General features: G+C 47.3%; 14 protein-coding genes and 2 pseudogenes. 13 read left to right on the forward strand and 3 right to left on the reverse strand.

What is annotated here, in order from left to right; genetic code table 11:
* Positions 1-7: 7 nt before the first annotated feature.
* The 13 genes and pseudogenes from T260_RS135585 to T260_RS135530 all read left to right on the forward strand — a co-directional run.
* A complete protein-coding gene (locus T260_RS135585) occupies positions 8-1,015 on the forward strand; it encodes a FecCD family ABC transporter permease (protein WP_023633406.1) in 1,008 nt (335 codons plus the stop codon).
* Positions 1,008-1,988, forward strand: coding sequence for a FecCD family ABC transporter permease (locus tag T260_RS135580; RefSeq protein WP_023633407.1), 981 nt, complete (start codon positions 1,008-1,010; stop codon positions 1,986-1,988). The genes T260_RS135585 and T260_RS135580 overlap by 8 nt, the downstream gene beginning before the upstream one ends.
* Before the next feature lie 34 nt (positions 1,989-2,022).
* The gene (locus tag T260_RS135575; RefSeq protein WP_023633408.1) at positions 2,023-3,543 is read left to right on the forward strand and encodes an Ig-like domain-containing protein; all 1,521 of its coding nucleotides are present in this window, start codon (positions 2,023-2,025) and stop codon (positions 3,541-3,543) included.
* Positions 3,544-3,989: 446 nt separating this feature from the next.
* Positions 3,990-4,739, forward strand: coding sequence for an aspartate/glutamate racemase family protein (locus T260_RS135570; protein ID WP_011232369.1), 750 nt, complete (start codon positions 3,990-3,992; stop codon positions 4,737-4,739).
* 30 nt (positions 4,740-4,769) lie between these two features.
* The gene (locus T260_RS135565; protein WP_011232368.1) at positions 4,770-6,113 is read left to right on the forward strand and encodes an MFS transporter; all 1,344 of its coding nucleotides are present in this window, start codon (positions 4,770-4,772) and stop codon (positions 6,111-6,113) included.
* A gap of 205 nt (positions 6,114-6,318) precedes the next feature.
* A complete protein-coding gene (locus tag T260_RS135560; protein ID WP_011232367.1) occupies positions 6,319-6,861 on the forward strand; it encodes a helix-turn-helix domain-containing protein in 543 nt (180 codons plus the stop codon).
* A gap of 39 nt (positions 6,862-6,900) precedes the next feature.
* Entirely contained in the window at positions 6,901-8,943 is a 2,043-nt protein-coding gene (locus T260_RS135555) for a hydantoinase/oxoprolinase family protein (protein ID WP_011232366.1), read from the forward strand.
* A gap of 7 nt (positions 8,944-8,950) precedes the next feature.
* On the forward strand, positions 8,951-10,687 hold the full coding sequence (locus T260_RS135550; protein ID WP_023633409.1) for a hydantoinase B/oxoprolinase family protein: 1,737 nt from the start codon (positions 8,951-8,953) through the stop codon (positions 10,685-10,687).
* 19 nt (positions 10,688-10,706) lie between these two features.
* Complete coding sequence (locus tag T260_RS135545) at positions 10,707-11,042, forward strand: cupin domain-containing protein (RefSeq protein WP_011232364.1); 336 nt, start codon at positions 10,707-10,709, stop codon at positions 11,040-11,042.
* Positions 11,043-11,110: 68 nt separating this feature from the next.
* The gene (locus T260_RS1000000139390; RefSeq protein ID WP_011232363.1) at positions 11,111-11,266 is read left to right on the forward strand and encodes an aminopeptidase P family N-terminal domain-containing protein; all 156 of its coding nucleotides are present in this window, start codon (positions 11,111-11,113) and stop codon (positions 11,264-11,266) included.
* A gap of 15 nt (positions 11,267-11,281) precedes the next feature.
* The gene (locus T260_RS135540; protein ID WP_031212208.1) at positions 11,282-11,662 is read left to right on the forward strand and encodes a M24 family metallopeptidase; all 381 of its coding nucleotides are present in this window, start codon (positions 11,282-11,284) and stop codon (positions 11,660-11,662) included.
* Between the two features lie 80 nt (positions 11,663-11,742).
* Positions 11,743-13,290, forward strand: a complete 1,548-nt coding sequence (pruA, locus tag T260_RS135535) for an L-glutamate gamma-semialdehyde dehydrogenase (protein WP_023633410.1) — start codon at positions 11,743-11,745, stop codon at positions 13,288-13,290.
* 18 nt (positions 13,291-13,308) lie between these two features.
* Positions 13,309-13,569 (forward strand): annotated as a pseudogene (locus tag T260_RS135530) (proline dehydrogenase); the annotation flags it as partial.
* Between the two features lie 172 nt (positions 13,570-13,741).
* On the opposite strand, the pseudogene T260_RS135525 reads toward T260_RS135530, so the two are convergent.
* The 3 genes and pseudogenes from T260_RS135525 to T260_RS135515 form a co-directional block, all read right to left on the reverse strand.
* Positions 13,742-13,981, reverse strand: a pseudogene (locus T260_RS135525) (hypothetical protein); the annotation flags it as partial.
* A gap of 321 nt (positions 13,982-14,302) precedes the next feature.
* Positions 14,303-15,205 carry a class I SAM-dependent methyltransferase gene (locus T260_RS135520; protein WP_011232358.1) on the reverse strand — a complete coding sequence of 301 codons (903 nt, stop codon included), beginning with the start codon at positions 15,203-15,205 and terminating at the stop codon, positions 14,303-14,305.
* The gene (locus T260_RS135515; RefSeq protein ID WP_011232357.1) at positions 15,202-15,828 is read right to left on the reverse strand and encodes a TetR/AcrR family transcriptional regulator; all 627 of its coding nucleotides are present in this window, start codon (positions 15,826-15,828) and stop codon (positions 15,202-15,204) included. Before T260_RS135515 ends, T260_RS135520 begins: the two co-directional genes overlap by 4 nt.
* Between the last annotated feature and the right edge of the window lie 37 nt (positions 15,829-15,865).

Here is a 15,865-nt window from a genome sequence, read left to right on the forward strand (position 1 = left end):
CGAGAGGATGTCATCTTTGACATACGGAAAAAGAGCGATATGGATCAGTTCGATGTTAGTGTTGGGCATCATTTTGTTGATCATCGTTTCTTTAGTCTCTGGTCCGTTTTTTGTGCCTATTCCAAAAGTGCTGGATGTCCTTTTGCATGACGATGGATCCAAAGCACGAACGGTGGTTTGGGAACTGCGTTTTCCCCGCGCCCTTCTAGCGGTTTTGATTGGGGCGAGTTTGGCTGTAGCTGGAGCGATGATGCAATGTTTAACGAAAAATCCAATGGCCGAGCCAAAAATCATGGGAGTGTCGGCCGGCGCTGCTGCGATGGTTGTTCTAATCGAATATTTTTTCGCCGGCCTTCCCCTTCTTTTCTTTTCTCCCCTTGTCTTTTTGGGGGCGGCGGTTGGAGGGGCGACCGTATATAGTTTGTCGCTGAAGAGAGGATCCCTTTCCCCCGTCCGTTTAACACTCGCTGGAGTAGCGGTCAGCGCATTTTTGCATGCGATCACCGTCGGAATTTTGGTCTTGCTTGGCCAGGATGCGGCCGCCGTATATGCCTGGTTGGCCGGTGGGTTAAACGGCTTGACATGGCGCCATGTTTCGCTGATCGCTCCATGGTCTCTCGCCGGCTTGCTCCTCTCCATCATGATTGCTTCGAAAATGGATCTGTTGGAGCTCGGCGATGATACAGCCAAAGGGCTTGGTGTTCATGTGGGGATTCTCAAAACTGTGATGGCAGTCATTATTATTATTTTGGCTGGAAGTGCGGTGTCCGTATCCGGGGTCATCGGGTTTATCGGCTTGATCATTCCGCACATCGTCCGAAAAATGGTCGGGGTGAACTATACGTATATCGTTCCAGTCAGCGCCTTGTGCGGAGGAATGTTGCTTTTGACGGCTGACTTGCTTGCACGCTTGGTGGCGCAGCCGATTGAACTTCCTGTCGGGGTGTTTACCGCCGCCATTGGTTGCCCATATTTTTTGTATTTGATTAGGAAGCAGGGCGAATGGAATGCGTAAGCGTGATGTGGGACTTGTGGCTGGTTTGGCATTGCTTCTTGTCATCATCGTGCCGCTCAGCGCTTGTTTCGGGGATGTGAAAATCCCTGTTTCGCAAGTATGGGAGGCATTTTTCAACCGAAAGTCTTCCCTGAATGGGGAAATCGTGTGGGAATATCGCTTGCCAAGGATATTGGTTGGGCTGTTTGTCGGTGCCAACCTCGCCGTATCCGGAGCGCTGTTGCAAGCCGTGACGCAAAACCCGCTTGCTGCTCCGAATGTCATTGGAATGACGGCTGGCGCCAGCTTGTTTGCTGTGTTGGCGCTGCTGATCATTCCGCATTTTCCTGTCAGCGGCCTGCCGTTCGTCACCTTTTTCGGGGCTCTCTTCGCCGGCCTTTGCGTGTATGCGTTTGCCTGGAAGAAAGGAATGGATAAGGGCCGGTTTGCTCTATCGGGAATTGCTTTTGATGCCTTGTTTCAGGCCGTCATTACAGGGATTTTGGTTTTTGCGACCAAAGGGATTGATGCCGCGGTCATTTGGTTGGCGGGGAGTTTATGGGGACGGACATGGGAACATGTTTTTCTCATTGTTCCCTGGTCGGTGATCGGACTCGGATTTGCTTATCTTTGTTATCGCCGCATGAATGTTTTGCAGCTGCATGATGATGTAGCGGCGAGTTTGGGACTGCGTGTCCAAGCAGCCCGTTTCCTGATTTTTCTCATTGCGGTCGGCTTGTGTGGAAGCGCCGTAGCTGTATCGGGTCCGATTGGATTTGTGGGACTGGTCATCCCCCATCTTGCCCGTTTGTTGACAAGGGCCGATTATCAGCGGCTCATTCCGGTCAGCGCCTTATTAGGAGCGATTTTGATGATCAGCGCGGATACGGCAGGAAGAACCATCGCGGCGCCAATCGAAATCCCAGTCGGCATCTTAACGGCATTCCTTGGTGCCCCGTACTTTCTCTTTCTGCTTCGACGAGCAAAATTATAACATGATCGAATCTATCGATGAAAAGGGGATCGTTATGGGTTGGAAAAAATGGATGATTTCTAGTTTCGTAACAGCCAGTTTAGTCATAGCGGGTGCGGCGGAGTCTGAAGCATATGCGGCGAAACCGGCCAAGCTTGCCATTGAAAGTGCACAGCCGGTGAATGCTTCAACTGTGAAAGAGTATATCGTAAAAGGAAAAGGGCTCAAGGGAGCGAAGATCAAAATTGTGATCACCGATGGAAAAGCATCTGTCACTCATTACACTGTTGTTCAAAAGAGCGGATCGTTTGAAGCGCCGGTCAACGTATCGACATTACGAGATGGGACATTGACGGTGTCTGTCACGCAAATCATCAAGGGACAGAAGCATAGCCGCGTACAAAAAAAGATTATCAAGGATACGAAGGCGCCTTCCGTTCCGGTGATCACGAATAAAGGATGGATCAATGCCAAGCAGCAGAACGCTTATGCTGTTCAAGGAACAGCAGAACCCCATAGCGCTGTGAAGGTTTCATTGAGCGATGGAAAGCAGCGCATCACCAAAACGGTGCATGCAGACGGCAAAGGGAGATTCCGAGCGGTGATCGATGCGAGAAAACTGGCGGAAGGAGAGATTACGGTCTCCGCGGTTAGCGTGGATTCGGCAGGAAACCAAAGCGGCCAATCGAAGAAAGTGCTTCGGAAAGATGTGAGCATAGAGGCCCCTGAACTGTTGAATGAAGGATATATTAACGCTTTCAACTATGAAGCGTATCCAGTCACGGGGACAGGCACGCCTGGAGAGAAAGTGGTGGTGGAGGCTGCTGATGGAAAAAAATCCGTCTCAGCGAGCGGACTTGTGGATGAAGATGGGAATTATGAAGTAGAGATCAATACTTCTTCTCTGAAGGACGGGAAGATCACGATCCGTGTGAAAACGATCGATCAGGCGGGGAATGAAAGCCGGATGGCAAGCGTCGTCCTCATCAAATCGTTGACCTCTCCTGCCAAGCCGTCTATTGAGAATAAAGGATATGTGAACGCCAGCGCAGATGCAACTGCTTATGAGGTGACGGGCAAGGGAGAGCCAGGGGCGGAAGTGGAGGTCACTTTGTCCGATGGAACGAATGAAATCAGCACAGTCGGTACGGTGGAAGAAAACGGGAGATACCGTGTAGAAGCGGATATTTCCCCGTTAAGCGATGGACTGATTACCATTACAGCCGTTCAAACGAGTGCAACGGGCAATGTAAGCCCAGAGGCAACCGCGACGGTTTGGAAGGATACCGCTGTTGCCGCTCCATCATTGAACGCCCTGCCAGCCGTTACGAATCAAAATCAAGCGGCATATACGATCGCAGGAACGGCAGAAAGCAACGCATCGGTGCAAATCATCATTACGGATGGACAAAAATCTCTCGTTGAACGGACGTCGGCGGACTCGAATGGGAATTTTTCGAAGACGATCGATCTGTCTGCATTCAACAATGGCCAGCTGATGATCATTGTGACACAAGAAGACAAAGCGCAAAACCATAGTGAAGCGACCACAGCGACGGTGACGAAAGGGCAATAAGAAGGAACCTGTCGGCCGAGCCTTTCTTTGAAGCGGGATGCTTAAAAGAGGACTCGGCCGATTTTTCTGTGAAAATGCGCCGTCTTGATAAGTCATTTTCATGCCAGGGTGGGGAGCAAGGCTTGCTCATGAATGTTTTTATGAGTAATGCGATTTGCAAGCCAAATGGAGATGTCTACCCGTTATCACCGGTTTATAAGTCTATAAACTTCACCTTTGTACAACTTTGAAACGGATTATTTTGCTTCATGTATTGGACTATGTGCTGGAATATGGATCTTCTTAATATTCATGGGGACAAAAACTTAATTATTTTTTATCAAATTTTTTATAGTATGACAGTAACTATTACATAAATATTGCAAAAAATAAATATATGTTTTATAATATTTTATAAAGTCAGAAAAATTTTAATGATATAAAAATTATAAGAGGAGGAATGATAATTGGGTAAAAAGATTTTATGGATCAATCCTGTGGCTACAAACCTATTTGATGAAACTTTCAAGAAAGAGTTTGAAAAAGTTAAACAACCGGACACTATGGTTGATGTAGTCTCCTTGCCGCCTGCATCAGGACCTACCCATCTCGAGTATAATTGCTATGAAGTTATGATCATGCCTGAAATTTTGAGAATGATCAAAAAAGCGGAAGAAGAGGAGTACGATGCTGCTATTATTGGTTGCTTTTACGATCCTGCTTTAAGAGCGGCTCGGGAAATCACTGAAAAAATGGTTGTCACGGCTCCAGCGGAGTCTAGTTTGCATATCGCTGCTACACTTGGAGAAAGTATTTCTATTATAGTGGGCCGCAGAAAATGGATACCAGAAATGAGAGAGAATGTCCATAAGTATGGCTTTGGAGAAAAACTAGCGTCCTTTAAATCGATAGATATGGGAGTGCATGATTTTCAGAGAGATCGTAATGAAACTGTAAGACGCATCAAGCAGGCAGCTCAAGAAGCAAAAGAAAAGGATGGAGCAGATGTTATTATCTTAGGTTGCACGATCGAATTCGGATTTTATCATGAAGTTCAAGCAGAGATAGGAATACCTGTTATCGACGCAAGCATTGCTCCCTTGAAATATGCTGAATTTTTAGTGGAAATAAATCAAAAATTTGGATGGGGACACAGCAAGCTCTATGGTTATCAGTCACCGCCAAATGAAGAAATAGAGGCTTGGAATCTATTTTAAAGATGTAGTGAACCAAGGGGGAATCTAACGATGAGTATCAGTTTATCGCAAGAACAGACAACAAGCAAAAAGTATGTACAAGTTGGACAGTTGTTTGAAAATATGCCTGTGACGAGGGAACACTGGAAAGCAGGGCTGGCGCTGTTTTTCTCCTTTGTTATTGAAGCATGGGAAATGATGATTATTATTCTTTGCAGTGCTTCGATTGGTACTGAATTCAAATTAAGTGGAACACAAATTGGATCTTTGATCGGTTCTATCTTTCTCGGAATGATTCCAGGGTGCCTTATTTGGGGCAAGTTGATTGATAAGTTTGGACGAAAAAAAGCTATGATTTATAGCTTGATTTCCTATGGAATCATTTCGCTGATCAGTGCATTTTCAACGGATTATGGGATGCTTTGGTGGATGCGGTTTCTCTCCGGGATAGGTCTGGCTGGATTAATGGTGGCTACGTTTCCGTACTTTGAAGAACTTCTTCCGGTTAAAGTCAGAGGGAAAGCGACGGTTTATTTGGCATCCGGTTGGCCTGTAGGGTATTTACTGGCGATTGGTATCACATATCTTCTGGGGGATATGGGATGGCGCTGGGTTATTGGAATCAGTTCTATCGCTGGTTTGTGGTTTCTCGTTGTAGCAACCTTCGTTCCGGAGTCCCCGTATTGGCTCGCTGGCAGAGATCGACAAAAGGAAGCTAAGGAAGTCATTCGACGCCTTTCTGCAAACAGAATGGATCATGAACTTAACGATGTGGAACTCATTGTAGAAAAGGTGAAAAAAGGGTCGTTTATTGAGGTTTTTAGGGGTAAGTTTTTACGACCGACCGTCCTGCAATTGATTATTAACTTTTGTTTCTCTTGGGGATATTGGGCGCTGTCCTCGTGGATGCCGGCGCTTCTCGCCAAAAAAGGCTTGAGTGCTCCACAAGGATTAGGTTTTATGGCATTGTCGGCATTGTTCATGTTTCCGGGTTACATGGCGGCCTCATATCTAACAGGTAAATTCGGGCGTAAAAAAATCATGTTTACCTTCGTTTTTCTCGCCGCTATTGGGGGATTCGGGTTTGCCTCATCAAACAGCATGGCGGAAATGTATGTATGGAATTTTGTATTGTCCTTCTTCAGCTTAGGGGCTTGGGGGGTATGGGATACGTGGATGGCGGAGCTTTATCCGACAGAAGTTCGTGGAGTCAGCTATTCACTTGGAGCTACCGCCCAACGCGTGGCTAACGCCATTGCTCCAAGCGTGATCGGCGCTATGTTGGCATCGAACACGAGCTTTTTGGCGACGGTCTCATTCATCTCCTGCTTTTTAGTGATTACGTTTATTGCTACATTGTTCTTGAAAGAAATGGAAGGCCAGATCTTGCACTAAACTGAAAAATAAGGGGAGCAAGTGGATAATCTCCTGATTGTCCACTTGTTCTTTTATCTATCCATCAAACCGTTTTTATCCAATTACTGTTATACAGTAATTTTTATTAATAATTTTGATAAAAACATATTTTTTGAATTGATATTATAATTTTTTTTGTATAAAATAAAATCAGGACACCAATTTTAGAAGCAGGAGATCGAACATGGAGGAAATATACAGAAAAATCAGGGATATAAGAAAACAACGTGATTTGACACTAAAGGAGTTAAGTGAGAAGACAGGGCTTTCCGTTAGTTTTCTCTCCCAAGTGGAACGAGGAACAACATCACTTGCCATCACTTCTCTAAAAAAAATCGCTGACGCTTTGGAAGTGCCAATCACTGACTTTTTTGAGAATGAAGCAAACCAGAATTTTGTCGTCAAGGTAGAGAAGAGAAAACCGTTCAGAATTGAAGGCTCGAGTGCCGAGTATACCCGTCTCGCGGGGAACTTTAACGGCAGATCGCTTGAGCCGTTGATCGTCACTTTGGCGCCTGGGTTGGTGCAAGATAACGTTTTCAGCCATCCTGGCGAGGAGTTCTACTATGTTTTAGAAGGAGCAGTTATTTTTAACGTGGATGGAAAGGAATATTTGGTGAAAGCTGGGGATTCCATTCACTTTCCGTCCAGTTTGCCGCATTTTTGGTCCAACCCGCTGTCCCAAGAAGCAAAAATTCTTTGTGTACTGACACCGGTTATTTTCTAACTTAACCTATAAAACTCACAAAAACGAAAGGTGGTTTTTATGCGCGTAGCAACTGATATCGGCGGAACATTCACAGATCTTGTATATTTGGATGAAAATGGACGAATTGGGGTCGCAAAAAGCGATACGACTCCCCCAAACTTCGAGCAGGGAGTTATTGATGTTATCAAGAAAAGCGGCATTTCCCCTGAAGCCATTACAACTTTCATCCACGGCACAACGGTCATCATTAACGCATTGACCGAAAGAAAGGGAGCGAAAACCGGGTTGATTACAACCAAAGGATTTCGCGATGTTCTTGAAATCGCTCGTGGGAACCGGCCGGATTTATTCAACGTCCGCTATCGAAAACCGGCTCCATTTGTTCCGCGCTATTTGCGTCTTGAAGTGAGCGAACGCTTGAACTACAAAGGGGAAGTCATTACCGAATTGGCTACAGACGAAGTGAGAGCTGCCGTTGAACAATTGCGAAAAGAGGGAGTCGAGGCGATCGCTGTTTCGTTCCTGCATGCGTATGCGAACCCGGTGCATGAAAAATTAGCGGTAGAAATCATTAAGGAATTATGGCCGGAGGTCGCTGTAACCGCTTCCTATGAGGTTACTAGAGAGTGGCGCGAATATGAGCGCACGAGTACGGCGGTGTTAAATTCTTATGTGAAACCGATTGCGTCTTCTTACATTGATAAGCTGGACAAACGGCTTCGGGAAATCGGAGTGAACGGAAATAAATACATCATGCAGTCCAACTCGGGGACAACCACCTTTGAACAGTCCAAAGAAACTCCGATCAACATGGTTGAGTCCGGTCCGGTGGCGGGCATTTTTGGGGCGGCTATCCTCGGGAAAATCCTCGGGGAAGAAAACATTATCGCCTTCGACATCGGCGGAACAACAGCGAAATGCTCGTTGATCGATAACGGGGAAGTCAAGGTCACGACAGAATACCGAATCGAGAGAGACGATCGGCATGCTGGGTATCCGATAAAAGTGCCTGTCGTCGACATTGTCGAGATCGGAAACGGGGGCGGATCGATCGCGTGGATTGATGATGCCGGTTCACTGAAGGTAGGGCCGCAATCGGCTGGGGCTATGCCGGGGCCGGTAGCTTATGGCCGCGGCGGCGAAAACCCAACGACAACCGACGCCAATCTTGTCACAGGGCGTTTATCGCCGAAAAACTTCCAAAATGAAGTCGATATGAATGCGGTGAAGCAAGCCATTTATGAAAAAGTGGCGAAATATTTTGGCATCTCTGTCGAGGAAGCGGCGCTGGGCATCATTCGCATTGCCAACTCCAACATGTTGAATGCATTAAAGTTGATTTCCGTCCGTAAAGGCTATGATCCTCGGGAGTTTTCCCTCGTGGCATTTGGAGGCGGCGGCCCGATGCACGCTATGGCATTGGCGAAAGAGCTCGGGGTCAAAAAGGTAATTGTTCCGGTTGCAGCTTCGGTATTCTCGGCTTGGGGAATGCTGATGACTGATCTCCGGCACGACTATATCCAAACTTACATTCGCCGGGTGAGCGAGTTGAATTTGGATGAACTAAATAGGGAGTGGGATCAATTAGAAACGGCGGCTTTGCAACAATATTCTCAAGAAGGGATCAGCGAGGATAAAGTGTTGTTTGCCCGTTACGCTGATATGCGTTATGTCGGTCAAGAGCATGCGGTGAAAGTCCCTGTACCCAACGGTGTCATGGACGAGGAAGCCGTCAAGGAAATGGTTTCTCGTTTCCATCACATTCACGAAAAACATTACACTTTTAAACTTGATGGGGCGCCGACGGAAATTGTGAACTTACACTTAACTGCATTCGGTGTCGTACAAAAGCCGGAAATTGCCCGTCTCGAAAAGGTCGGAGACAATGCGGAGGAAGCATTGAAAGAAGTACGACCTGTGCTGTTTGAAGATCACGGGTGGATTGATACGAATGTTTATGATCGAGGCATCTTAAACGCTGGCAGCGTCATTCACGGGCCTGCGATCGTCGAGGAATCTTCCACTTCCACAGTCGTGTATCCAGGTCAAACACTCGAAGTCGATGAGTACGGGAATTTGATTATCCATACGGGGGTGTAATGGCATAATGGAAACAAAAGTGAAATACGATCAATTTACACTTGAGATCGTCAAAGATTCGTTGATTGCCATCGGTGAAGAGATGTTCCATACGTTGGCGAGGACATCGATGAGCCCGATTATTTATGAAGTTCTCGACTTCGCCAGTGGGTTGACTGATGCCAAAGGACAACTATTGACGCAAGGGAATGGGGTCACCGGGTTTATCGGAATGTTAACGTTTATGGTTAAACAAACGTTAGAGAAGTTTGGCAAAGAGGGAGACTTAAAGCCCGGGGATATCATCATTATCAACGATCCGTACGGCGGCGGAGGCTCTCATTTATCTGACGTAGGGTTGGTCATGCCGATCTTCTACGATGGAGAGCTGGTGGCGTTCTCAGCCAATAAAGCGCACTGGACCGAGGTCGGCGGCAAAGATCCAGGTTCGTGGACAACAGATTCGACGGAGATTTTCCAAGAGGGGCTTCAATTCCCATGCATCAAATTGTTCGATGAAGGGAAACTGAATCAGCCTCTCGTGGATATGATTGCTGCCAACGTGCGCTTTCCAGACTTATCCCTCGGGGATATGTGGGCTCAAGTTGCGGCGTTGCGCACGGGTGAAAAACGATTCCGTGAGCTGTGCGACAAGTATGGCAAAGAGGTGGTCATGGATTCCATCGATCATCTGCTAAAACATGGGGAGCAACTTGCCCTGAAAGAAATTGCGAAACTGCCCAAAGGGACATTCGAGGCGGTGGACTTTATCGATGATGATGGTCTCGGAAATGGGCCGTTTAAAGTTCAAGTAAAGGTGACGATCACCGATGATGAGTTCATTTGCGATTTCCGCGGAAGCCATCCGCAAGTGCTTGGTCCGGTGAACTGCTCATATACAGCGCTTGTTTCTGCCGTTCGTACGATTTTCTTGGCTGTTACCAATCCGTCTCAAGACATCAATGATGGAGTGTTTCGACCACTGAAAGTCATCGCGGACGACCGCTCGATTTTTTCGGCGGAGCGGCCGGCTGCTGTATCGACATATTGGGAAACGATGCTTTATGGAGCCGATCTAGTGTGGAAGGCTCTGGCGCCCGTTATTCCTCACCGATTGAATGCCGGACATTTGCTGTCTGTATGCGGCATCGTTCTATCTGGCGTGCATCATGACACGCACGAGCCATTCTTAATTGTCGAGCCTTCTGCCGGCGGCTGGGGAGCAGGAGAAGGATTGGACGGAGCGTCGGGGCAATTTTGCATTGGCGACGGTGAGACGTACAACGTGCCAGTCGAGGTAGCGGAAACGCGGTATGGAGTAATGATTGACGAATATAGTTTGAGAACGGACGGAGCCGGAGCTGGGGAATTCCGAGGAGGATGCGGCGTCATTCGTGCATATAGAGCCATGACCGACGGCCAAACGATTACAGCCACGTTTGGGCGCCACAAGTTTCTACCTTGGGGATTCAATGGTGGACACGATGGATCGCGCAATGAGGTGGTCATTGTAAAAGCAAATGGAGAGGTAGTCGGACCATTTGGAAAATGTGCGCGTTTCCCGCTCAATAAGGGGGATGTCGTCCGATTGATTACAGCTACCGGAGGCGGATACGGAGATCCTCTCCAACGGCCAGCGGAGAAGGTCGCTTGGGATGCAAAGAATGGATATATTTCCATTGAACAAGCCAAAGACATCTATGGTGTCATTTTAAATCCGGAAACGTTTGAAGTTGAGGGATTGACACCAGCGCGTAGAAAATAAAGGGAGAGACTTTCGAACGATGATTATAGTGAACGCAGATTTAGTCCAACCTGACAACCGGCCAGCTGTATTGCTGAAGACGTTATTTTCAGAAAAGGATTTGGATGGTGGCAGAGCTAAATTCGGTGTGATCACTATCCCGCCGAAAACGAGAGTTCCGTTGCACGGGATGGGTTCTCATGAAGAGGACGAATACTCCATTGTTATCAAAGGATCGATCATTGCGGGAAGCAATCATCAAGAGTATCGAATGAATGTTGGGGATGCATCGTTGATTCCCGCGGGAGAGGAACACTGGGCTTATAACGACGGGGATGAAGAATGCCAGATTGTCTGGGTTCTTGTCAAACGGTAGACGCTGTTTAGGGGTTGTCGTCTTCGTAGACAGCCCCTTTTAACTCTTTTGGGGCAGGAGTGATATATATGGATGTACATATTCAACGAATCAAAAAAACGCAAACTATTTTGGAAAATAACGGTTGGGAGGCGTTGGTTGCTTCCTCCCCATCTAATTTTTTCTATTTTACAGGGAGCTGGCTTGATTCCCATGAACGTCTTCAAGCTATCGTTCCGGTATAACACGAACCGTTGTAATTGGGGAACCAACAGAGGAAATGGCAAAAAGTATATGAGATTGTGTGTAAAGCCCAGGATGAAGCTGTTAAAGCGATCAAATCTGGAGTTCCAATGAAGCTGATTGACCAAGTGGCTTGTAGCATCATCTCAGAGGCAGGGTATGGGGAAATGTTTACGCATCGAACCGGTCATGGATTAGGTATTGAAGTTCATGAGGAATCGTATTTGATGTCAAGAAATGAACGACCTTTGGAAGAAGGAATGGTTGTAAGTGTAGAGCCCGGTATCTATTTGACGGGAAAGTTTGGTGTAAGAATTGAAGACATTGTTGTTGTAACGTCCAATGGCGCGGAAAGGCTCAACCACTTTTCAAGGGATTTGATCAAAATAAAATGCTAGACATCATTGATTGACTGATGGAGAAGTAGTTTGCCAAACGTTTTGGAGCGTAAATCACTTTAAAGAAAGGACAGATTCACATGTTTACACCTTATCAACACGAGCCGTTAACAGATTTTACTGTAGAGAAGAACCAACGGGCTTTCCAAATGGCATTGGAGGAAGTCAGCAATCATTTGGGGAAAGAGTATTTACTTGTCATTGGAGGGAAGCGGATTACGACAACGGAGAAAGTCGTTTCCATCAATCCGGCAAATAAAGAAGAAATCGTGGGGATTGTTTCCAAAGCGGACAAACGACTGGCCGATCAGGCGATGGAGGCCGCTCTCAAGGCGTTTGAAACGTGGAGAAAAGAAAAACCGGAAGCGCGTGCCCATATTTTATTCCGAGCAGCTGCGATTCTTCGTAGAAGGAGGCATGAATTTTCCGCTTACTTAGTGAAAGAAGTGGGGAAACCGTGGAAAGAGGCAGATGCCGATACAGCCGAAGCAATTGATTTTCTCGAATATTACGGGCGGCAAATGATTACTTTGCAACATGGCGTCCCTGTATTGAGCCGTCCAGGCGAACGGAATACATTTCACTATATTCCATTGGGCGTCGGTTTAGTCATTTCTCCGTTTAATTTTCCGCTCGCCATTATGGCAGGCACCACGGTCGTTGCCATCGTGACAGGAAACACCGTTATTCTCCGTCCATCCGATCGAGCCCCGATCGTAGCGGCCAAATTTGTTGAAGTAATGGAGGAGGCCGGACTTCCTCCAGGTGTATTGAATTATTTGTCGGGCGGCGAGGCGGAGGTTGGAGAGTACCTTGTCGAGCATCCAAAAACGAGATTTATTTCGTTCACCGGTTCTCGCGCCGTTGGTTGCCGCATTTACGAACGAGCGGCGATTGTTCAGCCTGGACAAAAATGGATAAAACGAGTCATCGCTGAAATGGGAGGAAAAGATGCAATTATTGTTGATAAAGATGCAGACTTAGAATTAGCCGCACAATCGATTGTCGTTTCGGCATTTGGATTTTCCGGTCAAAAATGTTCGGCGTGTTCTCGTGTCATCGTATTGGAAGATGTGTACGAGCAAGTACTAAACCGCGTTGTGGAATTAACAAAACAACTCATTGTCGGAGACCCGGAAAAACCAAGTACTTTCATGGGACCAGTTATTGATGAGACTGCATATAACAAAGTGATGCATTACATTGATATCGGCAAACAAGAAGGGAAACTGATGACAGGCGGTGAGGGCGATAGTTCAAAGGGGTTTTTCATTCAGCCGACGGTGTTTGCCAATGTTGATCCGAATGCACGCATCATGCAAGAGGAAATTTTCGGTCCGGTCGTGGCGTTTACGAAGGCAAAAGACTTCGATCATGCGCTGAATATTGCGAATAACACGGAATACGGTTTAACAGGTGCAGTTATCTCACGAAATCGGCCCAACTTTGAAAAAGCGCGGGAGGAGTTTCATGTTGGCAATCTTTACTTCAACCGCGGTTGCACCGGCGCCATCGTCGGCTATCAGCCGTTCGGAGGGTTCAATATGTCCGGCACCGATTCAAAAGCTGGCGGCCCTGACTATTTGCTCCTTCATATGCAAGCCAAGACGGTAAGCGAAGCGTTTTAAATTTAAGGAGGGTAGAGGATGTTAGCAGAAATATCGAAAAATATTTTCCTATACGCTTCGCAGAACAAAACATTAAACAAAGCGGCTAAAAGATGGGGACTTCGATTCGGCGCTTCGCAAGTCGTCGCTGGTGAAACAATAGAAAGCGCCATTGTAAAAGTAAAAGAATTGAACGAAAGAGGGCTTGTCTGTACACTAGATCATTTAGGAGAGTTTGTTTCAAATCGAGAAGAAGCATTAGAGGCAACGCAGTACAACATTCAGACACTTGAAGCTGTTTCGTTTACTTTAAAAGGGTTGTTACCAAAATAAGGGGTATTATCCATAAAATACACCTGACAAACAATTCGTTTTTTGATCAAGTGCCCAAAAAATGCGGAATTTCCTGTATAGTTAAAGGTGTCCAAGCCATCAACTATAGTAAGGAAATTCCACATGCACTCCCCGTTCATCAAAGGTTTGATTGCTTTACTAAACTTTTTGGTTCAGGGAGAACGTAAAGAGGCAGTGCGATCCAATCGCGCAAGCATTTGGCGAGCACCATGCTGTAAACGGCTTCGTTGTCTCCATAGGCATAGACGAAATAGCAATTTGGGTATTCGTCATACACACCGATGATCGGCAGGCCGTCGTGCGTGCCGGCGTAGTAGGCGCCCAAGTAAAATTCCAGTTGGACGGCGATGGTAGGGAAGCGCTGCTAGAATGCAGATGAGGATCGTTGCGATGAAAAAGGAGATCGCGGGCTTGGAAGCATGAGCGGAAGGAGGGTTTGTTTTTCCACCGGCTGCCTTGGATTGGAATGAAGTGGGCAACGGTTGTCAATCAGCCAATCGATCAGATGATCCCCTGAAATGAAGGAGAGGGACGCATTCAAGAAATGATTTGCTATCCGGTTCAACCGTTCCGCTGAAAAAATGCTAAAAGTGAACGTTGATGGATGATGATATGGTAGCCGAAGCTATGAATTTTTGGGTCAGACAAGACCGGGAAGGCCTCTGGCCCCTCCCGGATGTTATTTGCGCACCGCATGGACATAATGGATATGTTCAAACGCTGTCAGATCGTCGTTTCGGTTCGAGAAAAATTCCGCTTGGATTTGTTCCGGCGATACGTGTTCGAAAATCAGGAGATGGTCGTACTGCAGCTGTTGTTCCAGTTCTTCGATCGAATACGCCGCTTTCATCGGCTCACCGCTTTGTTGGGCAAGAGCGAGCGTGTTTTGCACCCGCTTGACGGGGGAGGCAAACAGCTGCTCATCGGCAAAATCAAACACGATGGAGCTGCCCTCTGTCATCAATGGAGCGAGTTGGGACAAAAGACGATAGAAGTGCTCTTTTTCCAGATAATATGAGACGCCAAGCAGGCTGAACACAGTCTTTTGGCTGGGTTGAAAGCCGGCTTCGAGCAATCGGCTGGCCGCATCATCCTCGGTAAAATCGACAGCGACGAATTGCAGGCCGCGCGGCATGTCCCAATTCGCCATGCGGATGCGTTCGCGCTTCATTTGTTGCGTGTTGGGGTGGTCGACTTCGAATATCGTCAGGCCGCTGTTTGGATGGCGGAAGGCGAACGTATCCAGCCCTGCTCCTAACATGACATATTGCGTCGCGCCAAGCCGTTTTTCGTGTTGGACGATCCGTTCGGTATAGGCAGCGCGAGCGAGTGGAGTCGGAGCGAGCTGCGTTTGGACGATCCATTTCACTTTCTCTTCGTCCGATGAGAATGCATCAAGCCGCTCGGGGGCAAAAAATCCCAAGCCGTTGGCGAGAAAGGTTTGGATTTGTTTGTATTCTTCGTCCGTGATCAGCTGTCTGGCCAAATCGTCGCGAAAGATGACAGGCGTGTCGTGTTCCGTATGATAGGCGCGGGCGAAACAGGACATCAGGGCGGTCATGCTCGGTTCATTTCGTTTCATAGCAATGGCTCCTTTGCGAGACTATTGAAAATCATCTTCTGGCCGTAGGCGAAAAACTGCTCTTTCGTCTTGCCGAGTGTCGGCAGCAAAAACGCTCCTTTTGTTTCGACAAGGTCAAACAACGCATGTAGTTGTGCAGAAAACACGTACACGGTCATCATGACGTCCGCCGTTTCGCGGACAACGCCTTCTGCGATGCCTTGCTCAATCCAGCGGGCGAGGGCGTCATTGATGGCCGTTCCTAACGAGAAAATGGTTTCCATGGTTGGCGTTACTGTCTCAAGCGCTTTCGGTTGAAACTGATGGACGGCGCGCGCCGAAATGGGACAGTGTTCGTAGTAAGCGCGCATCGCTTTACAAATGTGTTCGTACTTAGCCAAAAACGGCTGTTCAGCTTGCACGATGTCGGTGAGACGATCACGCAACTGTTCGAGACCATTCGCGACAATGTAGTACAAAATCTCCTCCTTTGTGTCAAAGTAGCGGTACACCGTGCGGCGGCTGTATCCCGATGCCGCGCAAATATCGCTGATCGACGTGCCGTCAAACCCGCGTTCGAGAAACAGCCGCTCAGCGGCTTGGGCAATCGTTTGTTTGTGCACAGCAGCGATATGTTCTTTCATGGTGGATACCCCTAGTATCAAAAGTATACTGCTAGTA

The organism is Geobacillus thermopakistaniensis, assembly GCF_000498995.1.
GTDB classification, from domain to species: Bacteria; Bacillota; Bacilli; order Bacillales; family Anoxybacillaceae; genus Geobacillus; species Geobacillus thermoleovorans.